Consider the following 23,906-nt stretch of genomic DNA (forward strand, 5'->3'; position numbering starts at 1 on the left):
ACTTACAGGTTGGGTAAAACATTAAAGCTTAGCGGCTAGTTGCTTAACTTGTTTCATGTCGCCGTTTACAGCGTTAGTTAAGCGTGTACCGTATTCGCTATCTGCTTTGTAGAAGTGGCTAAGCATTTTGTGCATAACTTTGCTGTCTTTCACTTTGCCTAAATCGCCGGCTAAGTTGTTAACTAAGTTAGTGCGCTCTTGCTTGCTAAAGCTGCGGTAAAGTACACCCGCTTGAGCAAAGTTTTGCTGCTTTTTAATTGCTGCTTGTTGTACGTAGCCTTTTAGCTCTGTGTTACTTCTGCGTGCAATTGGGTTTTCTGCAACGTTTTCGTGACTTGGTTGGTAGTTCACGTTACTTGTTGTATTACCGTAGTTCATTGCGCCGTCTTGGTTGTAGTTAACCACTTCAACTTTTGCACGGTTAATTGGCAATTGTTGGTGGTTAGCACCTAAGCGGTACATTTGCGTATCGGCGTAAGAGAAAACACGCCCTTGTAAAAGTCTGTCTTCAGATGGCTCAATACCCGGAATTACATTTGCCGGTGCCATTGCAACTTGTTCTGTAGATTGGAAGAAGTTAGTTGGCATACGGTTTAGGGTCATGGTGCCTACTTTAGTTTCTTTAACGTCTAACCACATTTTTGTTGCATCTAATGGGTTGTAGTCAAAGTCATCTAACTGCGACGGATCAAGGGTTTTAATGTATAGATCCCACTTAGGGAAGTTGCCTTTACCAATCTCGCTGTATAGGTCGCGTGTTAAGTGTTGGAAGTCTTTACCTTGCACTTCGTTTACTTCTTTAGCATCAAGGTTGTCTATACCTTGTTGGCTTACCCAATGAAACTTAACGTATTTAACATCGCCAGACTTATTAATCATTTTGTAAGCATGTACGCCCCAGCCGTCCATTTTACGTAGGCTTGCTGGTGTACCGTAGTCGCTGTATACCCACGTTAACATGTGAGTAGAACCTGGCTCGTATGAGAAAAAGTCAAAAAAGCGGTTAGGATCTTGAATGTTATCTACCGGTGACGGCTTTAACGAGTGAACCATGTCTGGAAATTTAATCGCATCACGAATAAAGAATACCGGTAAGTTGTTACCTACTAAATCCCAGTTACCTTGGTCGGTGTAAAACTTAGTAGCAAAACCACGTGGGTCACGTAGTGTTTCTGGGCTACCTTTTGAGTGAATTACTGATGAAAAACGTACAAATACGTCAGTTTCTTTACCCGCTTCTGCAAACGGTGCAGCAATTGTTAAGTCATCTAATTCTTTAGACGCTACAAACACACCGTGTGCACCTGTACCACGCGCATGCACTACACGCTCAGGAATACGCTCACGTGCAAAACGTTGTAGCTTTTGAATTAGGTGTACGTCTTCAAGTAATACACTTCCGCGCTCACCTGCGGTAATAGAGTTTTGGTTGTCGCCAACAGCTGCGCCGTTGTCTTTAGTAAGGGTAGTTGCGGCACTTGCAGGTAATGCCATTGCTAAAGCTAATGCGCTTAGCGTTAACGTAGATTTATTATTAATCGTATTTTTTTGAGTATTCATTGTCGACCTCATCTTAATAAAGCGCCGGCATTGTTGCTGGCTGTTTAACTGTTAACGAGTGTATTAACAAAAATTAGTTCGGTAAAATTGATTGTTTAGATTGGAGTAATCACAAATTTTGATTGCTGTTTGCGTGCTGCCTTCTATTTTCTAAATAGCGGTTTTGCAATGTTCGACCTTAGTCGTAATTGCAATTTTGAAATCAATGAAAATACAGACAATTTCATATTTAATGAATAAATATTCACGACCGTGGTGCGTTTTTCACTAACAAGATGTTGACTTATTATAACAATAAAGAGAATATGCTCACTTGCTGGGCTTATGCTCAAGGTGAGATTGCACCAAACTAGGTGCGTAAAAAGGGGCAATATGAATACTAAAATTGAATTAGTTATTTTTGATTGTGATGGCGTTGTTATAGATAGCGAAATATTAAGCGCGCAAGTGTTAATAAATATGCTTGCAGAAATTGGCGTTAATATTGACCGAGCCTATGTACAACAATATTTTTTGGGCTGTAACTTTAAAACAGTGACCCAAAACTTATTTGATACCTTTAATGTGACCTTAGCTGAGCGCTTTGAAGCCGATTACCGAGAAGCATTATTAAACGAGTTCGAAACTGCATTAATGCCAACTAACGGCATTAAACACGTGCTAGAGCAATTATCTGTACCTTGTTGTATTGCAACAAGCAGTAGCCCTAAACGCACCGCTAAAGCGCTTAATGTGGTTAATTTATCGCAGCACTTTAATAACGTATTTACCTCAAGTGAGGTAAAAAATGGTAAGCCCGCACCCGATTTATTTTTACATGCCGCTGAGAAAATGGGCGTGAAGCCACAAAATTGTTTAGTGATTGAAGACTCTAAAGCCGGCGTATGCGCTGCACTTGCCGCTGATATGCAAGTGCTGCACTACAGTGGCGGCGGACATATGCAAGACGCTGTGAACTTTGTTCACCAAGCATACCCCGATGTAGCGCATTTAACGCACTGGGACGACTTTTATAAGCAGTACTCAGCATTACAGACACAGTAATAGAATATCAACGTTGAGCTTTATGACACTGACAAAGCTTAACGTAAAAATGCATTAATTATTAATTAGTTATAGTAGTAGCATTATAAAAAGGCACGGTGATTTACTCACTATTAATTTAAATAAAAAACACTTATTTAAATTAATAGTTAACCTGAACTTTGGTTAAGAGATTTACTAACATATTAAATCAAAAGTGATATCTATGTTTATTTTCTCTAGCCAGAGATTTACAGTGAAAACAAGGCGAAATTACGCGTCAATAGCTAGCCTATTGCAAGTAAATTTAACGTAGTTAGCGCTGGAAATAGCTGCTTGAGATAGATTTATTATCCAGAGTTCAGGTTAGTTAGGGCTGTGCTTAAAACAATAGGAAAATACCATGGCATCAAGTCCACACACACAAACATTTAACGATGTTAACGAAGAGCAATTGCCCGTTGCTAATCATAAGCTTCATGGTTGGAAGCACTTTGCCGGTTTATACGCTGGTGAACACGTTGCTGCAACCGAGTTTGTTATTGGTGCAACCTTTGTTGCATTAGGCGCATCGACCATCGACATTTTATTAGGTTTATTAATTGGTAACCTATTAGCTATGTGTTCGTGGTGGTTAATTACCTCTCCAATTGCGGTAGAAACACGCTTAAGTTTATACAACTACCTAAATAAAATTGCGGGTAACTCAATGACCAAGCTCTATAACTGGGCAAACGTGGTCATATTTAGTGTGATATCCGCCGCCATGATCACGGTATCGGCAACCGCAGTGCGGTTTTTGTTTGATATACCCGCGCAACTCGATTGGTACCCTAACAGCTTAGCATTTGTGGCCATTGTATTATCGGTTGGCTCTATTGTTGTATTTGTGGCTATGTATGGTTTTTCAACCGTTGCTGATTTTTCTAAAATTTGTGCGCCATGGTTATTTGTTATTTTTATAGCGGGCTCGTTTGCCTTGTTCCCTGAGCTTTCTAATCATGTATTAGGAGTGACCACGCTAACAGGGTTTGATGACTTTATGGCGATAGGGGATTCTTCTATTTGGACCGGTACCACCGCTGATGGCGAAAAAGGTATTGGCTTATTAGAGGTTATTGGTTTTGCATGGGCTGCAAACTCTATTACCCACTTTGGCTTAATTGATATGGCAATTTTTAGATTTGCTAAACGCAAAAGCTACGGTTTGTTTTCAGGCGTAGGTATGTTTTTTGGCCATTACTTAGCATGGATCTCGGCTGGTATTATGGGCGCAGGTGTTGCGGTATTACTTAAAACAACTATTTCTTCACTTGACCCAGGTGACGTTGCTTACCACGCATTAGGCTGGACAGGCTTTGTTATTGTAATTATTGCGGGCTGGACTACAGCTAACGCTAACCTTTACCGCGCAGGCCTTGCAGCACAATCTATTTTTGTTGACCAATCGCGCGAGCGCACTACCGCAATTGTCGGTGTTGTAACCGTTATAATTGCGTGTTTCCCGTTTGTATTTTCGCAAATGTTACCGCTTTTAACTTACGCAGGCTTATTAGTAGTACCTGTAGGCGGCATTGTATTTGCCGAGCATGTTTTATTTCCTAAAATTGGTTTAACCCGCTACTGGGCTAAATACAAAAACATTACACGTAGCGTACCAGCCATTGCCTCTTGGGCATTAGCACTTGTGTTTGGCTTTGGTTTAAATGCAATTGATGTAATGTCGTTTTACTACCTATTTATTCCTACTTGGATTTTCACCATTGTTATTTACACGCTACTGGCTAAAAAGTACGGCGCAGGTGAAGACTACAGCAAAGAAATTGAAGCAGAAGAGCAAGAGCAGCAAGACATTAAAGAGTACCAAGCAGGACTGACAGAAAACGTTCAAGCTCCAGTTGTTGATAACTCAATGCTAACCAAAGTGTTAAATGGCGTGTCGACTGTTTCGTTACTTATTATTTTTGGCTTTGCCAGCCAAGTAATGTTTTTTAGTGACAGCATGAGCATTTACGCAGGAAATAAATCTCAGTTTGAAATTGCATGTTTTATTTGCACCATTATTTATTTTGCAACCGCTTACTGGTCGCTATTGCGCCATAAAGCACTCAATACTGCATCTTAATTTAAATTTTTAATATTGTTTTAGTAAGGCCGCACCATGACGCAACACCAGCACACTGACGCTCTTGTTAAAGGGCTAAACCAACAAAGCTTGACAGATATGCCAAGCCATGTAGATACACCAAACTACGACCGTAGTAAGCTAAAAGCGGGTATAGTTCATATTGGTGTGGGCGGCTTTCACCGTGCTCACCAAGCGGTGTACATTAACGAGCTATTAAAAACGCCAGGTGCTGAACAGTGGGGTATTTGTGGTGTTGGCTTATTAGAGGGTAACCGTGGTCTGCGCGATATTTTAAAGCAGCAAGACTACCTTTACACGCTAACGGTAAGACACCCAAACGGGCAAATAGATAACAAAGTTATTGGCTCTATGATTGACTTTTTGTTTGCTCCAGAGGACAAGCAAGCGGTTATTAATAAGCTTGCGCACAGCGATACGCATATTGTGTCGTTAACCATTACCGAAGGCGGCTATAACTTTAACCCAGTAACGGGTGAGTTTGATTACTCAAACCCAGACATTATTAACGACATTAATAACCCGAACGACCCAATTACGGCGTTTGGCTACATTACTGCTGCGTTAAAGCTACGTAAAGAACAAGGCCTTGATGCGTTTACAGTACAGTCGTGCGATAACATTCAGCACAACGGTAATGTAACGCGTAAAATGCTACTTGCCTTTGCGGCCGAGCAAGACAAAGAACTAAGCGAGTGGATTGCCACTAACGTAACCTTCCCAAATGCAATGGTTGACCGTATTACGCCGGTATCTAAAAAGAGCGATATTGATTACGTTGTTGATGCGTACGGTGTTAGCGATGAATGGCCAATTACCTGTGAGTCGTTTACTCAATGGGTAATTGAAGACTCATTTTGCTGCGGACGCCCAAATTGGGATAGCGTTGGTGCACAATTTGTAAGTGACGTAACACCTTTTGAGACCATGAAAATACGCTTATTAAATGCAGGCCATTCGGTACTGGGTTTATTAGGCTCTGTACATGGCTACGGCACAATTGACGAAACAGTATCAGATCCTTTATTTGCAAAGTACTTACGTGCGTTTATGGATAGAGAAGTAACGCCTAACCTAGAGAAATTAGAAGGCATTGACCTTGAAATTTACAAAGACACGCTAATTGAGCGCTTTGCTAATCCAAACATTAAAGACAGCTTATCGCGCATTTGTTCAGAAAGCGCAGCAAAGCTACCTAAGTTTTTAATTGCCACTATTAACGAAAATCTAGCCCATGGCCGTGATGTATCACTTGCGACCCTGGTTATTGCTGCATGGTGTTTTTACAGCGATAAAGGCGAAGATGAGCAAGGCAATAAGCTTGAAATAATCGATGCAATGCAAAGCGAGTTACATGAAGCCGCGGCTAAAACGGCGACTGATGACCTTGCATTTTTATCGCTAACAAGCTTATTTGGCGATTTAAATACGCAAAGTGCCTTTACGTCTCACTACAAAAACAATGTAGAAGCGTTATACGCACCGGCTAGCAAAATTAAAGCAATTATGAATAACGTGCTTGAGCCTAAAGGTAACTAATAATGAGCATTTTAATTGATTCTAAACAAGGTAAAGACGTAAGCGTAAGTTGCTTTGGCGAAGTACTATGGGATTGTTTTGCAAACGATAAACGCCTAGGCGGCGCGCCGCTTAACATGTGTGTGCGTATTAACTCACTGGGCATTAAAGCCGACATGATAAGCGCTGTAGGTAACGATGAACTGGGTATTGAGCTACTAGGCGAAATTAAAAGCAAAGGCGTAAGCTGCGAATACATTGGCGTTAATAACGACAAAAAAACCAGCACAGTACAAGTTACTCTAGATAAAAGCGGCTCAGCCGGCTACGAAATAGTTGCCGATACAGCGTGGGATAACATTGAACTTACAGACTCACTTATTGAAAAAGTAAAAGCCAGTGATGTATTTGTATTTGGCAGCCTTATTGGCCGAAGCGAAGCCTCACTTGCCACATTAAACCAATTAGTTGATGTAGCTAACTTTAAAGTGTTTGACGTAAATTTACGTGCGCCACACTACACGTTAGACACATTAGTAGATTTAATGAATAAAGCCGACTTCATCAAATTAAACGATGAAGAGCTTTATGAAATTGCCAAAGCAATGGGCTGTAAGTTCCATTCACTTGAGCAAAACTTAGCGTTTATTGCACAGCAAACTAACACCGAATACTTATGTGTAACTAAAGGCAGCCACGGTGCACTACTAACCATTAAAGGCGAAAATTACTATAACTCAGGTTATTTAATTAGCGTTGTGGATACAGTAGGCGCGGGGGATTCGTTTTTAGGGTCGTTAATTTATCAGCTTTGTAGTAGCGATTGTGCACAACATGCTGTTGATTTTGCGTGTGCAGTAGGTGCTATGGTGGCCGAAAGTGCCGGTGCTACACCTACACTTACTCATGAACAAATTAACGAGTTTATGAGCCCAGCGTAACGTAAAAAATCACAGTTACACCCAATCATTGTGTGTGTAAGCGGCTTTACTTTAATAGTAAAGCCGCTTTTTTTTGCTTTAATTTTTATTAATAAAGCCGTTTAGATTAAGTGTTGAGCAAGGTGCATAAAAAGTGGCTTAAATAGGGTCTGTTGACCTTTGCAGTTTGAAATTTGTTCAAACTAGGGGCGGTTTAATCGCGGCGCGAGGTTTGTAACCTAGTGGGCTCGGTAACTGCTCCTGCGTTACCCTACTGGCTTACATCTATGTAAGAATAAGTCAAAACCGAGCAAAGCTTCCGCGTCCTGCTCACACCCCTTACCTACATTCATGTAGGCAACAAAGAGTAAATCGCCCCTAGGCAGAACCCGAAGGGCAGCGCCAGTTTGGCATTAATGCTGCATTATCGCCTACTTATGGGGAATAACCACACCACATAGGCTCTGCCTTGGCTAAATACCAAACAGGCTGCTGCAAATTTAACCTTGAAAGGTCTACAGACCCTTGTGTATTAGCTATTCGTCTTATAGCGGGGGGATTAATACTTTGTTAATGTTCGTCGATTATTCATGGATTGAAAGGCGGGGCGGCAATTAGGCGCTCTATACTCCAAATACAAAAAGAGAAACGTGCTTTATGATCATCTTTTTTATCTGCATAACAATCTTAATACTGGGATATAAGTTTTATAGCCCGTTTGTTGAAAAACAAGCAGGTATGGATACAACAGTTGATACACCACAAAAACGCTTTAGCGAAGGTGTTGACTATGTAGCCATTCACCCTGTGCGTGCATTTTTAATTCAGTTTTTAAATATTGCGGGTGTAGGCCCTATATTTGGCCCAATTTTAGGTGCACTTTACGGACCGGTAGCACTTGTGTGGATTGTGCTTGGTAACGTATTAGGTGGTGCAGTACACGACTTCTTCTCAGGTGTGATGAGCATTAAAGAAGATGGCAAAAGCTTACCAGAAATAGCAGGACACTATTACAACGTTGTGTTTAAAGGCTTTATGCTGATATTTACAGCCATGCTGCTGTTTTTTGTGGGTGTTGTATTTATTATGAGCCCAGCAGGCTTATTAAGTAATTTAGATGTATTTGAAGGCACTTTTTTTGCTAATAATACTTTTTGGGTTTTGGCTATTTTAGCGTACTACTTTTTAGCAACCCTGCTACCTATTGATAAAATTATTACTAAGTTTTACCCGCTATTTGGCTTATTAATGATTGTAATGACTACATTAATAGCCGGTGCGTTATTACTAGATGCGCCACACTTACCAGTTGCAGGCGACTTTTTAGCCTACTTTGAAGCCGACCATGCGCATGACTTTTTAGAGCCAAACCCTGATGGCCTTCCAACCTGGCCGTTACTGTTTATTACCATTACCTGTGGTGCTATTAGTGGCTTTCACTCTACCCAAGCGCCTATTATTGCCCGCTGTTTAACAAACGAAAAATACGTACGCCCAGTATATTACGGCGCAATGATGTGTGAAGGCATTGTAGGTTGTGTATGGGCACTTGCGGGTATTGCTGCGTTCCCAGAAGGTTACGCTGGCTTAAAAGCATTGCTTGATCAAGGTGGCCCAGGTTTAGTGGTTAACCATGTAGCAAATAGTTACTTAGGCGTAATGGGCGGTATTATGGCCATTATTGCTGTTGCGGTGTTCCCTATTACCTCTGGCGATACGGCGTTCCGTTCACTGCGTTTAACCGTGGTTGATGCGTTTAATATTCCGCAAAGCTTACGTAATCGCTTATTACTGGCAGTGCCAATTTTAACGATAGCCTTTTTTATGACTAAATTAGATTTCTCAGTTATTTGGCGCTACTTTGCATTTTCAAACATGCTGCTTTCAACCAGTGTGCTATGGCTTGCAACTAAGTACTTATTTGATAGACGTGCATTCCACTGGATCACCAGCATACCTGCCGTTATCGCTACAGGCGTAACACTTTCGTACATTATGACTGCTGCTATTGGCTTTAATTTATCGGCCGACTTAGGTAAACCAATTGGTGCCGCTGTGGTTGTTATTGGCTTAGTAGGTTTAGTGTTTGTACACTCTAAGCATAAAAAGCTAGATGTAGCGTAAAGCGTTAAAAATTAAATAAGCGAGCTTAATAAGCTCGCTTTTTTTATGCATAAAATTTACTCTCACACTATGCAATTTTAAAGGTAATAAAATGAAAATAGCCGCCGATTTTACCCAGAGAGTCGTTGTTCATAGTGAGCAACTTAATTGGAACCCTTCGCCAATGGCGGGCGTTGATAGGCGCCCACTTGATAGAGTAGGCGCAGAAGTAGCCCGTGCTACAAGCATTGTACGTTATGCACCAGGGAGCGAGTTTTCGCCTCATGTGCATACAGGCGGCGAAGAGTTTTTTGTACTAGAAGGGGTATTTCAAGATGAGCATGGCGATTTTCCACAAGGCTCTTATATTCGTAACCCACCGCAATCAAAGCACAAACCAGGCTCCGATGAAGGCTGCATAATATTTGTGAAGCTTTGGCAATTTCAGCCACAAGATAGAACCCACGTACGCTTACAAACACAGCATATGGGCAGCGTGCAACACGCCACATTTAAAGGCCTTGCCATAACCCCACTTTATAAAGATGACTTTGAAGATGTGAGCTTATTGCATTTTGAGGCAGACTCCAACATGCAAATTAGTGCGAATGGCGGTGCTGAGTTACTCGTGCTTGAAGGCGATATAAGTGAGCAAACAGATGTATTAGTAAAACACAGTTGGTTAAGGCTGCCTATTAATAGTGAGCTTAATATAACCGCAGGTAAGCAAGGTGCAAAAGTGTGGCTTAAATTAGGGCACTTAACAGATGTAGATAAGCAAATAGAGCGCGTACAAAACGCTTAGCAAATAGCATTATTTAGCAGTATTGTTTGATTTAGTTCAGTACTAATTAACTTAATACGGTGTAGTTTTATAGTTTAACTCAGTAAGTGATGGGGATTTTTGGGGTTTTTATTTTTTAAAGGGAATAATTTCACTTTATAGGCTTTAATTAACTCCAGCTTTCGTTATTAAACCCACTCACACAGGCTGTAAATAACACAAGCGCACCCGGTTAAGGAGAGCAGCATGGTACACACAACACATGGTTTATCTATTGGTATTGAACGCGCAGGCCGAGAATTTTTTTTAAAACTAAAAGCTGTAGGAACGCTAACCCACGACGACTATAAAGTCATTACCCCCATGATCGACTCAGCGCTTGGCGAGGTTAAACACCCTATAGCAAACGTGCTTATTGATGCCAGCGAGCTAGAAGGTTGGGAGCTTCGCGCCGCGTGGGATGATTTAAAGCTTGGCGTAAGGCACTCAAAAGAATTTAATAAAATTGCTATTTATGGCAATCAAGAATGGCAAGCCCGCATGGCTAAAATAGGCAATTGGTTTATCTCAGGCGAGGTGCAATACTACGAAAACGCCACCGCCGCCATCGATTGGCTAGATGAATAGCTTGATTGATAAAGTTTAAGTTAAAGCATTCTTACAGAGTGCTTTTTTATATAGGAGCGTTAATAAGTTTTTGAATTTGCTTTATTTTAATTGTTAATACTGCTTAATTAAAATACACTCCTTAGTATTAATAAAACTACACATTATAATAACAATGAAACATGTACTTGCCCTTTTGGTATTACTCATATTTTCTACATCAATACATGCAAAAGACAACAACATATTTACGCCCGTGAGCGATTTATTTTTAGCTGTTTCTAACTTTGATCACGCAAAAATGCGCGCGGCGGTTGACGATTCATTCTTGCTTTTAGAGCACGGTGAAGTGTGGACTATTGATGACTTTGTAAATGTTGTTAAGCCCGCTGATTACATAAGAACTAATTATTTTAGTGTTATAAATTCGCGTGTAGAAGGAAACGTTGCGTTTATTAATTACTGGAATAAAGCCAACTTTAAAAACGCCGATAAAAGTGCTGATATTTATTGGTTAGAAAGCGTGGTTGTATCAAAAGTGGGTGACAAATGGCTATTATCGCAAATGCACTCAACCCGTTTACCACAAGGTGAAACACCTAAAGGCGTTACTTTTATTAAGCAATAATTATAAATTAGGTTAAGCCCCGCTATTTGGGGCTTTAACTGTTTATATTACATCAGCCAGCACAGGTAATGCCGGAAATGCCCCTTTAGCTAAACAGGCTTTAGAGCCACATTGAAGGGCAAAGTGGAGGGCGTTTTTTATGCTAGTTTCATCATTTAACTTATCTGCTAGTGATAAATCACTCCCTAAGTTATTTAAATAGTATAAAGCCCCCGCTATAAAAGCATCGCCCGCGCTTGTTGTATCTACTGCGTTTATTTTTGGTGCCGATTCGTTAAGTATAAATGCGCGGTGGTAAACCGTAGCAGGCTCAGGCCCGTCGGTTAAAAACACCAGTTTTACTCCGGTATTTAATAGCATTTGAATGTAATCTTCGCCCGTTGTTTCGCTATGATTTGCTAAAAAATTAAGTTCATCACGCGAAAGCTTAACTATGTCGCAATAAGCGAAGCAGGCTTGTACATTGCTGGCTATATCATGGGTGTTTTCCCACAAGCTGTAGCGTAAATTTACGTCAAAACTAACGAGCTTATTATGTGTTTTAGCAAGTTCTAGCGCTTTAACCGTTGTGCTAGCTATGGCTGGATCGGTTAGGGTGTTTGAGCAAAAGTGCAGGGTGCTTATGCTTTGCCAATTTATTTGCGCTAAATGCGCTTGGGTTAAAAGTACATCGGCTGTGTTATGGCGATAAAAGCCAAAACTGCGCTCGCCTGTTTCATCAAGGCTTACTATTACCATGGCGGTTTGTGAGCCAGCAATGGTAAATAAATAGTCTGTATTTACATTGTATTGCGCCAGTGCATTACTTAATTGATTGGCAAAATGATCGTCACCTTTACCACCACAAAATGCAGCCTCACCGCCAAGTTTGGCATAGCCAACAGCAACATTAGCAGGTGCACCACCAGGGATGGGTAAGTACGCTGAGTTATGAGCATCTTGTGGCAGCATATCAATTAAAAGCTCGCCTAAGCACAGGAGTTTGGTCATTTGGAATATCCTAAAAAACCCAGCAAAGCTGGGCTAAAACATGAAGGGTGTTATTTATTCATACTTTAAAAGGCGCTACAGCGATGACTCACTGCAGCGCAATACACATTTAGTTAAAAGCGTATTTTAAAGTAACCGACGTAGTGCGGCCGTTAATAGTACGGGCACGAATAATGTCGTTTTCTGGTACTGAGCCTTCTTCGGCTTCTGTAATACCTACTGTATCGAATAGGTTGTTTACATTAAGCGCAAGGTTTAAGTTTTCTGATAAGTCGTAGCTTACAAACGCATTTACTTGCGTGTAGCCGTCAAACTTAAGGTCGTTGTTATCTTGTGCATAAGCATCGGTTGTACCAATAAAGCTTACACCTGCCGCGCCGTTATCGTAGCTGTAACGCGCCATTAGTGAGTAAATTAAATCCGCTTGGCGACGTGGTGTGTTACCTACAACTTCAGGAGTTAGCGCATCTTTTGCAATTTCAGCATCGGTCCAAGTAAAGTTACCTCTAAAGTCCCATGCATCCATAAAGTAAGTTGATTCAACCTCAATCCCTTTTGCTTCGTATTCACGGTCGAAAAAGGTTTGCGATGTTGCTTCAAAGTTTTGCTCTTCTGTTTCTGCGTAAAAGGCTGTTGCAAATACCGAGAACGAATCAAAGCGTTTTTTCACACCAATCTCAAATTGGTTTACTTCATCTACTGCATCTTCATCGGCTACGCTTCCGTCACTGCGTACTTTACCAAATAATAAACGGTCTGCATTTGCGCGCCCACCTTTACTAATACGTGCAAACGTCGCTAGGCTTGGGTCAATTTGGTAGTTAGCACCTACAGAGTAAGACGAGTAGCTCCAGTCGTAATTTACTGGGCTTGCATTAGCTATATCAATACCTGCTACGTTTTGCTCAGGAATAGAAATAGTACCGTCGCGGTTCATATCTACTGTTGAGGTTACGGCACCTGCGTAGTTACCGCGTGCTTCACCGCTGTCGTAGCGGGCACTTGCATCAATGCTTACATCACCAAGTTTTGTTGAAAACGCAACATACGGTGCGCGAGTGTCGTACTCGGTGTCGTAATCGCGCTGACAACAGTTACCCCAATAAGGCGTGCCGTATGCGTATAAACCGTTTTCTGAATACTCAGTGCCATCGGCTGCGGTTACATTTAAAAGTGCCGCATTGTCGCCTTTAAGCTCCATTACGTAAGAGTTCCATAACCACGACATAGCAATATTTTGCGTAGAGGCAAAGTAACCAAAGGTTAGGCTAGTGTCATCACTAAACGATTTAGTCAGTTTAAAATCGTTAACAATAGAGCCAAAGTCGTTAAGCGTTACATCAAAAGTGTGAATACGCATGGCAAGTTCATCATTAAATGCTTCGCCTGTGTTTGCGTTACTCAGTGTTGCGCCTACACCGCCAATACTTTGTGCAATAGACGATGCGCTACCAACCTCAGCAGGAATAAGCGAGTTAAAGTTACCGCTAATTGATGACTTACGAAAACGGTTTTCGATACGCCAATCGTTATCTAAATCAAATACAGCTTCAAAACCAACAGAGTCAACCTTTGGATTCATACCATCACGGATATCACCACTGCTAATTTGGTTTTCACCATTTAAGCGTACTGTTTTAGTAAATAACGCTGAGTGAGGTGTATCTGATTGCGCATCAAAGCCAGCAATAGAGTCACCATTTGAGTACATTGGCATAGGAAGATAGCCAACACTCTTATCGTCTAAGTGTTTGTAATAAAGGCGAACGTAACCGTTTTCAAAATCTTTAGTAAGGTTAGCTTTAATTTGGCCACCTTTATTTGATGTGTAGCCTGTTTCGCGCGGGCCTTCGCCTTGGCGTACAAAACCACCTACATGAAAACGCACGCTGTCGGTTAAATAGGTGCCGTATTCAAAGTCGGTGCGTACACTGTCGTAATCTAGGCCAACAGTAGTAGATACGCTACCCGATTCGTTTTCGCCATTTTTAGAAATAAAGTTAATTATGCCGCCAGGTGCATTACTGGCTGATGTAGAGGCTGAGCCACCACGAATAGATTCGATTGTTTGCACTGTGTTATCAAGGCGCATAAAAATATCTGCGTTACCAAAGGCAACATCACCAAACTGCATTACAGGCAGACCATCTTCTTGCAGTTGTAAAAACTTGGCGCCACCCGATGCTACAGGTAAGCCACGCACTGCAATATTTGCATTACCTTCACCGCCTGTTGATTCAGCGCGAACACCCGGGATAATTCTAAATGCTTCAGCCGTTGAGCGTGGCGTTGATACCTCAACTTGCTCAAGCGATAAACTGCTTACTGATGAACTCGATGCCATAATAGTTGTGCGGCGAGGTACACCGGTTACAACAATTGTTTCAAGCCCTTGCTTAGCTTGCACTTTGGTTTCTTGCTCGTCTTGTGCATGAACGCCTTGACTTACTGCAAGTGCTAAGGCACTGATTAAATATAAAGGTGTGTGGTGTGTTGTCATGTTAACGCCTCATTGTGTTGTGTGAGTTTGTTATTTTTACTTAATCGATTAAGTAAAAATAACAAAGTTTTTACAATATGCAAATTATTTTTGTGTGTAATTTGCACTTTTTTTGTTTTTATATTGATTTTAAAGGTATTTTTATTCTGGCTTGAGCAGCCATTTATGCATTTTTAGTTAATGCTTTTGCCGCAGGGTCGCGGTAAAAGTTATAAAGCATGGCTAAAAATAAGATCACAGCAAAGCCGGTAGCTAAGTAAAAACCGTAGCGTACGTGGCCAAAGTAATCACTTATCATGCCCATAAATAAAGGCGCAAGTGCGGCCGAAAGCGCGGTAAAAAATAAAATAACACCCGCTACTGCACCATGTTGTGCAACAGGAAAGCACGATATACCTTTAGAGTTTAAAGTAGGGTAAACCATCGACATAAATAAACCCGAAAGCGGAAGCAAGCCTACCGCCCAATCAACACCGCCTACCAAAGTGCCTACATAACACAGTGCGATGCCTAAGCTTAAATAAGCCATAACCCCTTGCCAGCTAAAGTGATTTAAAAGCCATACAGCAATAAAGCGTCCAGCAGCACGTAATACAAAAAATAGTGTAAGTGCGTAGGTCGCAAGCAAAGGCCACGAGCCTGTGTAATCTTTTAAAAGTGTTGGCATCCACACGTAAATAGCAACCTCGGTAGCCACATATAATGCAATAGCCAACGAAAAACCAAGTGCATACGGGTTTTTAATCATTTTCATGGTGGTGGCAAGTGAAGCTGGCTTTTCTGTGCTTTTAACAACACTTGGGTAGTCGGCGCGCCATGCCATTAACGCTAAAATTAAACACATAACGCCGGCAATAATGTACAGATAAGTCCAGCTCACGTTTTGAGTAAGCAGTACGCCTACCAGCGCAGGGCCAACGATGGCACCAATACCAAAAAAGCCTTCTACTTTGTTCATGGTTTTAGTGTGCTCTGCGTTACTTGCAGATATATCGCCAAGTAGCGCTAGTGCGCCGGTTTTAAATAAACCAATGGCAAGCCCTATACAGCACAGCAAAATTAAAAACACCGAAAAGCTATTGCTAAAGGCAAACAAAAAGCAGCTGAGCGAAAAAATAAGTAAGCCCAGCATTATGGTTTGTTTACGGCCTAGGCTGTCGGCTAAGAAGCCTAAAAACAAGCCACTAAAGGCAATGAGTGCCATAGGTGCATAATGAAAAGCACTGGCTTGGGTCATACTTAAACCAAACTCTGTGATTAGTTCAGGGATGATCATACCTACTGCATCTGAGGTCATCGCAAACATAAAAAACATCATGTAAGTGAGTATTCGTATGCGCTGCATTGGGTCGCTTTGCGAGTGTGTGTGTAAATTCGTCATGTGATTTTTCCTCGTTGTGGCTCAAGTTATAGTAATAACTCAATCACTTACTCTAGTTAGTATTACCTTTGCCACAACTTTTGTATGTAAAATATTTAAAAATTACTTGTAAAATTGTACGTGCTAGTTAAAGATATATCTTAATCGATTAAGTTTCAACTTGGTAATCACACATGATGAAGAATAAAGTTCAATTGATCACATATGCTGATCGAATCACAGGTCAAGATATAAACGCACTTACAACATTGTTAAAAGGTCCTCTGAAGGGCGTATTTGGTGGTGTGCACCTTTTACCTTTTTATAATCCTATTGATGGAAGCGATGCGGGCTTTGACCCGATTGATCACAGCGAAGTAGATTCTCGCATTGGTACATGGGCTGATATTCAAGCACTGGGTGAAAACCATGATCTAATGGCTGATTTAATCGTTAACCATGTATCGGCGCAGTCTTATCAGTTTCAAGATGTGCTAGCTAAAGGCAAGCAATCAGAATTTTGGGATTTGTTTTTAACAAAAGAAGACGTTTTTCCAAACGGTATGAGCGAGCAAGAGCAACAAGCAATTTATCGCCCGCGCCCCGGTAGCTGTTTTACGCCAATGCAGTGTGGCGATGGTCAAACGTATGACTTTTGGACCACGTTTACCGATAACCAAATTGATATAAACGTAAAAGTTGAAGCGGGTATTGCGTATTTAAATAACGTATTAACTAAGTTTTCTGAAAATAACGTAAATATTATTCGTTTAGATGCAGCGGGTTACGCAATTAAACAAGCCGGTACAAACTGTTTTATGCTAGACGAAACCTTTGGCTACCTAGATAACTTGTCAAAGCAAGCAAACGAGCTTGGCATGGAAACCATTGCTGAAATTCATAGCCACTTCCAAACACAAGTAGAAGTAGCAAAGCGTGTAAACATGGTTTACGACTTTGCATTACCGCCGCTTATTTTACATAGCTTATTTAATAACGATGTAGATGCACTGCTTAAATGGTTACAAATTTCACCACGCAACTGTTTAACGGTACTTGATACGCACGACGGCATAGGCATTATTGATGCAGGCCCAATGGGCGACAAGCCAGGGCTATTAAATGCACAGCAAATAGATACCCTTGTAGAAACCATGCATGCCAACAGTAACAACCAAAGCCGCCAAGCTACAGGTGCTGCTGCCAGTAACGTTGATTTATACCAAGTAAATTGCACGTATTACAATGCATTAGGCGCTAACGATTTAGATTATTTGATTTCGCGTGCCATACAGTTTTTTGCCCCCGGTGTGCCGCAAGTGTACTACGGTGGTTTATTTGCCTGCGAAAACGATATGGATTTACTTGCGCGTACTAATGTGGGCCGTGATATTAACCGTCCGTATTTAAATAGTGAAACAATTGAGCACGCACTCAATAAACCTGTAGTAAAAGGTTTAATAGAGCTCATTAAATTACGTAATGAACACCCCGCTTTTGCAGGAGAGTTTAGTGCTCACGGCACCCAGGGAATATGTTGTTTAACGTGGCAACTTGAAGATAAGTCTATTGCATTAAGTGTTAATTTTAAAACGCGAGATGCACTTATTACTCAAGTAAATGGTGATGAAGAAACAACGATAAGTTTAAACGCATTGTTAGCCTAACAGGCTATTAAAACATAAAAGCCAAGCTCTTGAGCTTGGCTTTTGTTTACCCAGTCCTTTTTAACATAACCTATTAACCACTTGCGCCAATATCTAGCTCGTAACTTACATCACATATTTTTTCTTCTTTAGATATAAATAGTTCGGCGGCCATTACGCCTTTTTCTTGGCTGTTTTGATGAATAGTGGTTAGGCGCGGCACAAAACGAGCGGCTTCGTCTATTCCATCAAAGCCGACAATACGCAGTTCTTCACCTATTTTTATGCCTTGTTTTATAGCTTCTCGCATGGTGGCAAGGGCAATTAAATCACTCATACAAATTATAACGTTAGGGCGAGGGGAGGCACTTAACACCTCTTTAGCGGCAATGTTAGCAAAACGCTCGCTGCTTTCGGGTATATTCCAAATGCGGTCATCAGCTACGGTTATATTTGCCTCACTTAAAGCACGTTGATAACCCCGTAAACGTTGGTGCGAAATAGATTGCCCTGTTTCAAATTCGTGGTGCTCATATACGCGGCACAATACGTTTTCATCAAGTAATCTTAAGCCTAAAATAGCGACTTTATCGCTTTGATTTTTTAAAACATGCTTGGCTATTTCGTAACTTGCTTGCTCGTTATTAATATTTACTGAGGCATTGCGGGCTATATCAAAATCAATAGTTACCACATGTTTAGAGACCGTTTTTAACTGCTCTACTAATGCGTGATTTCGAGGGCGGCCATAACAAATAAAGCCATCAACAAAGTCGACCACGCTGTTAAGGTTATCGCTATTTCCTGAAAACAATAAAACATTAATGCCGTTTTTTTCAAGCACCGAGGTTACACCCCGCATAAAGCTACTGGCCACAGGGTCCGACACCATATATTCCACACTATCGGGCAGCACTAACGCTACAATATTAAACGTACCACTGCGAAGCGATTGCGCGGCTTTATTGGGCCCGTAATAGCCCAAGGTTTTGCACGCTGCAAGAATATCGTCTCGGCGTTTAGCCGATAGCTGATCAGGGCGATTAAACGCATTAGAGACTGTTGCATTAGATACACCTAACTCTTTGGCAATACTTTTTAGTGTCCAGCGGGTTTGCTTACTCATACCAATTCTTTACTCAATACTCATGTTAATAAACTAACATATTCAGGGCGTTAGCAAAGTAAAAAATAAGGTTTTAGCCTTAATGCCGGCACTCTTTAGGCGCAATGCCAAAGGTTTGTTTAAATACACGACTAAAGTGGCTCGCGCTATTAAACCCAACATCAAAGCACACTTGGCTAATTGCATGGCCTTGCAGTAATTGATTGCGGGCTTTTTTAAGTCTTAATTGTTGCTGCCAAAGGGCTGGGGTAGTGCCAAATGCCAGTTTAAACTGCTGATAAAACTTACTGCGGCTCATGCAGGCTATTTTGCACAAGGTATTTATGTCGAGCGTTTCGTTTAAGTGCTCTTCAATATAAAGCAGTGCATCGCTTATTTTTGTTTTAAGGCGTGGTTTATCGCTATTAGCGAGTAATAAGTCGCGACTTTGTTGTTGTAACAACCGGGTGATCAATTCGTTTAATGACAAGTCAATTAAGTAATGTCGCTGTGCGCCTTGTTCGCTAAATAAATGCACCATGCGCTCTAATAATTGCTGTGTTTGGCTATTATGTTGGCTGTGTACCAATTGTGGAACATACTCGAATAAGCCGCCATCGTGTGCAAAGCTTTGTTGCATGTTAAGCGCACTCGCCACAGCGTTTATTTTATCTTTGCTTATTTCAATTGCTAAACATGTGGTTGGGGCGTGCATTGATGCCTGTGGAAAATCAATTAATACACCTTGCTCTGGCGCTAATACAAACGACTCGTGGGGTAAAAATGCTTTATGGTATTGGCTACTTTCTACGTGCATTACTTTTTTACCGCTGAGCATGGCACAAAACAGTAACTCCTTTGAATGCAGTGCCACCTTTTGTGCGCGTTGGTACGTGTCGTAAATGCTCAACTCGCTGTTATCTGCTGCAAATGTCACTTTATTTTCTATTAAAACATCAAGTTGTTGGCGTTTTTTGTTTAACTGAGATGTGTGCATATCAATCCTTTAAATTTTTATTAGTGTGGACTCACAGACAATTTTTGTGGACAGCTAATCAAGTTTTTAGGTGCTCGTTAGGCTAATGTCAAACAACACTGATTAAATATAAAGCATTTTGTTTTATATAAATGTTCGACCTTTAGCTAACAACAATAAAGAGAGCACACACATGATATACGCAAACCCAGGCAGCGATGGCGCACTCGTAAACTTTAAACAACAATACGGTAATTACATTGGCGGAGAGTGGGTAAAACCTGTAAACGGCCAATACTTTGATAATATAAGCCCAGTAAATGGTAAGGTATTTTGCCAAATACCTCGCTCCGACAAAGACGATATAAACCTAGCACTCGACAAAGCGCATGCAGTGCGAGAGCAGTGGGGCACAACCTCGGTGACCGAGCGCAGTAATATACTGCTAAAAATAGCCGACCGAATTGAGCAAAACCTAGAGTTACTGGCTGTTGCCGAAACATGGGATAACGGTAAAGCCATTCGCGAAACACTCGCGGCTGATATTCCGCTCGCGGCCGATCATTTTCGCTACTTTGCAGGGTGCCTGCGCTCGCAAGATGGCAGTATTGGCGAAATTGACGAAACCACGGTGGCGTATCATTTTCATGAGCCGTTAGGTGTGGTGGGGCAGATTATCCCGTGGAACTTCCCTATTTTAATGGCCGCATGGAAACTTGCCCCAGCTCTTGCTGCAGGTAACTGTGTGGTACTTAAACCTGCCGAACAAACTCCAGCATCTATTTTAGTTTTAATGGAAATTATTGGTGATTTACTGCCTGCAGGCGTGCTCAATATTGTAAATGGGTTTGGTAAGGAAGCAGGCGAAGCACTGGCCACAAGTAAACGTATCGCTAAAATTGCATTTACAGGCTCTACACCTGTTGGCTCACATATTTTAAAATGTGCTGCTGAAAACATTATCCCCTCAACGGTAGAGCTTGGCGGTAAATCGCCCAATATATTTTTTAATGATGTAATGGAAAAAGACGACGCGTTTTTATCAAAAGCCATAGAAGGCGCCGTGCTTGCTTACTTTAACCAGGGCGAAGTATGTACCTGTCCATCAAGATTGTTTATTCAAGAAGATATATACGAGCAGTTTATTGAGCGCATACTCGAACGTACCCAACAAATTAAACGCGGTAACCCACTCGACAGCGAAACCATGGTGGGCGCTCAAGCTTCAAAAGCACAGTTTGATAAAATACTTAGTTACATAGACATAGGTAAAAAAGAAGGCGCTGAAGTACTCACCGGCGGAAACGTAGAGCAGCTAAATGACGATTTAAATGGTGGTTATTACATACAACCTACACTGCTTAAAGGTACAAACGACATGCGTGTGTTCCAAGAAGAAATTTTTGGCCCTGTTATTTCTATGTCGACCTTTAAAGATGAAGCTGAAGCACTCGAACTTGCCAACAGCTCAGAATTTGGATTAGGCGCAGGGGTTTGGAGCCGAAACATGAACCGTGCTTATACCATGGGGCGCAAAATTGAAGCTGGCCGAGTGTGGACCAACTGTTACCACATGTACCCAGCACATGCTGCATTTGGTGGTTATAAAAAATCAGGAATAGGGCGCGAAACACACAAACTAGCACTCGATCACTATCAACAAACTAAAAATTTATTAGTGAGCTACAGTGAAGATCCGCTCGGCTTTTTTTAATAAAACAGTTCAAACTTAAACACAACAACCATTAAGTAATGAGAGCGCTACATATTTGTAGCGCTTTTTTATTCACAGTGCTCACAACACTATTTTAAGCGTGTTGTAATATATAAGTACAATACCAGCCGCGTTTAAAGCGTTAAAACCTAAGCGCGTTAAATAGGCCATTACCTGCGTCAAAAAACGATTTTACAATATTAATTTTTTATAAAAGTTGCTCTAAAAATGTGCAGTGATTTATGCATTGTCGGATGTGACTGATCTCCCCCATTTAGGTGTATTACAGCATTAATGGAAATTCCTTTATAGTTAACTAATTGTTTACAGGTGGTTATTTGCTGGCTAAGATAAAAGCATCGTAATATAGGGACATTTGTCGGTTTGTAAAACGACAAATGTCGTAGACAAAGTTGTTAGGTATACAAGGAAGGTTCAGTGCCAATTTATGTCAAAGTAGATGGTTCAGGTGAAAAATTAGCTCACCTTGCAGAAGGTGATTGGGAATTACCATCTCAGATAGAAGCACTAGAATTCTGGCTTCTCACAAATCCTCTCAATCTCGCACCAGCAAAGTACATAGCAGATCTTGGTTTTACTGTAAGAGAGAATGCATGTGGTGGCGGGGCAATATTGTCACCAGAAGCAATGTCTATAATGGGGCGTCTAGGTATCAAGCTGTACTTATCAGAGTACGGTGAGTAATGTATACCTAACAAACGCATTAACACTCGCTGCGCTCGCTAGGGACAAAAACACGTAGGCTCCCTGCGCTTCGCTTGGTATTGTAGCCTACGTATTTTTGCTCGTTATGCGGGCCGTTAGCCGTCAATACAAAACATCACCTATGGGGTATCAAATGGGGATTATGGATAGAAGAGATAATTTTAAAGTTCAGGACGAAAACATAACTTTTGAAGAGTTACTGGAAAAAGCCCCTGATGAAATTGCAAAACTGGTAGAAAAAGCAAATGTAATAATATTGCCCTCTCATGGAACAAATGATGAGTTTTATTCAGGCACATTAGATACACTTGATTTTTTTAACAATAGCGAGATAGCTACTGAAATATACTCTACTGATGACAATTATAAAGAATTAGGATTACACGGTGCTCACATTTGGCTTGGTACTTTTATAGTTAAAAATTTCCTAATTCCAATATTTTGTGGGGTTGCAGCTACATACATATATGAGAAATTGAAAGCAAAAAATGATGACAACATTTCTTTGAAGTTCATAGTTGAAAAGAAGGATGGAAAAACAACATCAGTTTCATATGATGGAAAGGTCGAAAACCTTAATAAGGCATTGGATGCTGTCAAGGAACTGAGTGATGAATCTTAAACTCATAAGTTATGAAGAAACGCAGCTCCCTGAAGTTAAAGAATATATAGGAAAGGTGTGTAAAGCTAAAGAAATAGCGATTGAGCAAAATAATGAAAAAGTTGCAAATGATCTCTGGAGAGAGCATGAAGCGCTTGAAGCCAACTTCCTATTTATTGGTGCATTCAATGAGTTAAAAAAGGGGAATTATAGACAAGCATGGGTGGATTTTGAAAAGTGCGAGATCAAGTGTAAATTTCTCGAAGAAAACTCAGATGATGATTTTTTATCAAGGAAAAGAATAAAATTCATTTCAAGTCAAATCCCTAAGTGGCAGGCTTTATATCCTTATTGTGTTTTTGTTAGTCCTGGATTCACAGTTGGTTATTACACGTGCAGTATTTGTAATCATAAAATAAGACCTAGATCCAGATGCGGGCATGAGAAAGGAAAACTTTACAATGGTAAACTTTGCCTGCATGTAGCTCATGATATGAATTTCAAAGAAATCTCTATTGTTAGCAGCCCTGTCCAAAAATATTCAGTCGTACACGATGATAGCACCTTGGATTTTTCAGTTCTCGAGCATTTGCTTAGCTTTCTTGAAAATGCTTATGAAGATTGGAATTACGAAAAGAAAACCAAGAAGTTCCCAAGGGCTAAATTTAATAGTGTTCAAGCTGACTCAGGATGTCCATGTAAAAGTGGTAGTGTGTTTAGAGAATGCTGTTTCAATAAAAGTGATATTGAAATACCTCACATAGATTTTATCTTTTATAAAGAAATCTCTGAAGAAAAACAAAACATTAAGTTCCCTTATTGAGGAACGGCTAACAAGAAAATCCAGGTGACGCCTACGGTGCACCTGATTTAGGCGTTGGTATGACTCCCACTGTCAAGTTAAACGCACTGATCCCTGCCTAACTTTTTAAGCCATAATTACTTTAGCTCGAATTAGAGCGAGTTAATACATAGGATGAAGCAAGTAATGTCGTCGGTT

At 40.9% G+C, this 23,906-nt stretch carries 19 protein-coding genes; 13 read left to right on the forward strand and 6 right to left on the reverse strand.

Annotated elements, in window-relative coordinates:
• Positions 1-21: 21 nt before the first annotated feature.
• A complete protein-coding gene (locus VOI46_RS20205) occupies positions 22-1,560 on the reverse strand; it encodes a catalase (protein ID WP_004587093.1) in 1,539 nt (512 codons plus the stop codon).
• A gap of 372 nt (positions 1,561-1,932) precedes the next feature.
• Here VOI46_RS20205 and VOI46_RS20210 point away from each other — a divergent pair, with 372 nt between their 5' ends.
• The 8 genes from VOI46_RS20210 (at position 1,933) to VOI46_RS20245 (ending at position 11,288) form a co-directional block, all read left to right on the forward strand.
• Positions 1,933-2,604, forward strand: coding sequence for an HAD family hydrolase (locus tag VOI46_RS20210; protein WP_004587094.1), 672 nt, complete (start codon positions 1,933-1,935; stop codon positions 2,602-2,604).
• Between the two features lie 382 nt (positions 2,605-2,986).
• Complete coding sequence (locus VOI46_RS20215; RefSeq protein WP_004587095.1) at positions 2,987-4,708, forward strand: hypothetical protein; 1,722 nt, start codon at positions 2,987-2,989, stop codon at positions 4,706-4,708.
• Between the two features lie 36 nt (positions 4,709-4,744).
• On the forward strand, positions 4,745-6,268 hold the full coding sequence (locus VOI46_RS20220) for a mannitol dehydrogenase family protein (protein ID WP_004587096.1): 1,524 nt from the start codon (positions 4,745-4,747) through the stop codon (positions 6,266-6,268).
• Positions 6,269-6,270: 2 nt separating this feature from the next.
• Positions 6,271-7,188, forward strand: a complete 918-nt coding sequence (locus tag VOI46_RS20225; RefSeq protein WP_004587097.1) for a carbohydrate kinase — start codon at positions 6,271-6,273, stop codon at positions 7,186-7,188.
• 636 nt (positions 7,189-7,824) lie between these two features.
• Entirely contained in the window at positions 7,825-9,291 is a 1,467-nt protein-coding gene (locus VOI46_RS20230; RefSeq protein WP_004589533.1) for a carbon starvation CstA family protein, read from the forward strand.
• Positions 9,292-9,382: 91 nt separating this feature from the next.
• Positions 9,383-10,075, forward strand: coding sequence for a cupin domain-containing protein (locus tag VOI46_RS20235; RefSeq protein WP_004589534.1), 693 nt, complete (start codon positions 9,383-9,385; stop codon positions 10,073-10,075).
• 225 nt (positions 10,076-10,300) lie between these two features.
• Entirely contained in the window at positions 10,301-10,681 is a 381-nt protein-coding gene (locus VOI46_RS20240; protein ID WP_004589535.1) for an STAS/SEC14 domain-containing protein, read from the forward strand.
• Between the two features lie 154 nt (positions 10,682-10,835).
• Positions 10,836-11,288, forward strand: coding sequence for a nuclear transport factor 2 family protein (locus VOI46_RS20245; RefSeq protein ID WP_004589536.1), 453 nt, complete (start codon positions 10,836-10,838; stop codon positions 11,286-11,288).
• Between the two features lie 42 nt (positions 11,289-11,330).
• On the opposite strand, the gene VOI46_RS20250 is transcribed toward VOI46_RS20245, so the two are convergent.
• The 3 genes from VOI46_RS20250 to VOI46_RS20260 form a co-directional block, all read right to left on the reverse strand.
• Positions 11,331-12,278, reverse strand: a complete 948-nt coding sequence (locus VOI46_RS20250) for a carbohydrate kinase (RefSeq protein WP_004589537.1) — start codon at positions 12,276-12,278, stop codon at positions 11,331-11,333.
• Positions 12,279-12,387: 109 nt separating this feature from the next.
• Positions 12,388-14,778: a TonB-dependent receptor gene (locus tag VOI46_RS20255; RefSeq protein ID WP_324738296.1), complete on the reverse strand. Its 2,391-nt coding sequence runs from the start codon at positions 14,776-14,778 to the stop codon at positions 12,388-12,390.
• A gap of 163 nt (positions 14,779-14,941) precedes the next feature.
• On the reverse strand, positions 14,942-16,159 hold the full coding sequence (locus VOI46_RS20260; RefSeq protein ID WP_024032780.1) for an MFS transporter: 1,218 nt from the start codon (positions 16,157-16,159) through the stop codon (positions 14,942-14,944).
• 173 nt (positions 16,160-16,332) lie between these two features.
• Here VOI46_RS20260 and gtfA point away from each other — a divergent pair, with 173 nt between their 5' ends.
• Entirely contained in the window at positions 16,333-17,805 is a 1,473-nt protein-coding gene (gene gtfA, locus VOI46_RS20265; RefSeq protein ID WP_324738297.1) for a sucrose phosphorylase, read from the forward strand.
• Between the two features lie 73 nt (positions 17,806-17,878).
• On the opposite strand, the gene VOI46_RS20270 is transcribed toward gtfA, so the two are convergent.
• Both VOI46_RS20270 and VOI46_RS20275 read right to left on the reverse strand, forming a co-directional pair.
• Complete coding sequence (locus VOI46_RS20270) at positions 17,879-18,910, reverse strand: LacI family DNA-binding transcriptional regulator (protein WP_121638349.1); 1,032 nt, start codon at positions 18,908-18,910, stop codon at positions 17,879-17,881.
• A gap of 79 nt (positions 18,911-18,989) precedes the next feature.
• Positions 18,990-19,886: an AraC family transcriptional regulator gene (locus tag VOI46_RS20275; RefSeq protein ID WP_004589542.1), complete on the reverse strand. Its 897-nt coding sequence runs from the start codon at positions 19,884-19,886 to the stop codon at positions 18,990-18,992.
• 172 nt (positions 19,887-20,058) lie between these two features.
• Between VOI46_RS20275 and VOI46_RS20280 the strand changes: the two genes are divergently transcribed.
• The 4 genes from VOI46_RS20280 (at position 20,059) to VOI46_RS20295 (ending at position 23,729) form a co-directional block, all read left to right on the forward strand.
• On the forward strand, positions 20,059-21,579 hold the full coding sequence (locus VOI46_RS20280; RefSeq protein ID WP_004589543.1) for an aldehyde dehydrogenase family protein: 1,521 nt from the start codon (positions 20,059-20,061) through the stop codon (positions 21,577-21,579).
• 438 nt (positions 21,580-22,017) lie between these two features.
• Positions 22,018-22,284, forward strand: coding sequence for a hypothetical protein (locus VOI46_RS20285; protein WP_007991272.1), 267 nt, complete (start codon positions 22,018-22,020; stop codon positions 22,282-22,284).
• Between the two features lie 163 nt (positions 22,285-22,447).
• Positions 22,448-22,927 (forward strand): hypothetical protein, encoded by a 480-nt coding sequence (locus VOI46_RS20290; RefSeq protein WP_282337883.1) that lies wholly within the window; start codon positions 22,448-22,450, stop codon positions 22,925-22,927.
• Entirely contained in the window at positions 22,914-23,729 is an 816-nt protein-coding gene (locus VOI46_RS20295; RefSeq protein WP_162986023.1) for a zinc chelation protein SecC, read from the forward strand. The genes VOI46_RS20290 and VOI46_RS20295 overlap by 14 nt, the downstream gene beginning before the upstream one ends.
• Positions 23,730-23,906: the final 177 nt, after the last annotated feature.

Source organism: Pseudoalteromonas sp. CuT4-3 (genome assembly GCF_035666335.1).
Lineage (GTDB): Bacteria > Pseudomonadota > Gammaproteobacteria > Enterobacterales > Alteromonadaceae > Pseudoalteromonas > Pseudoalteromonas atlantica.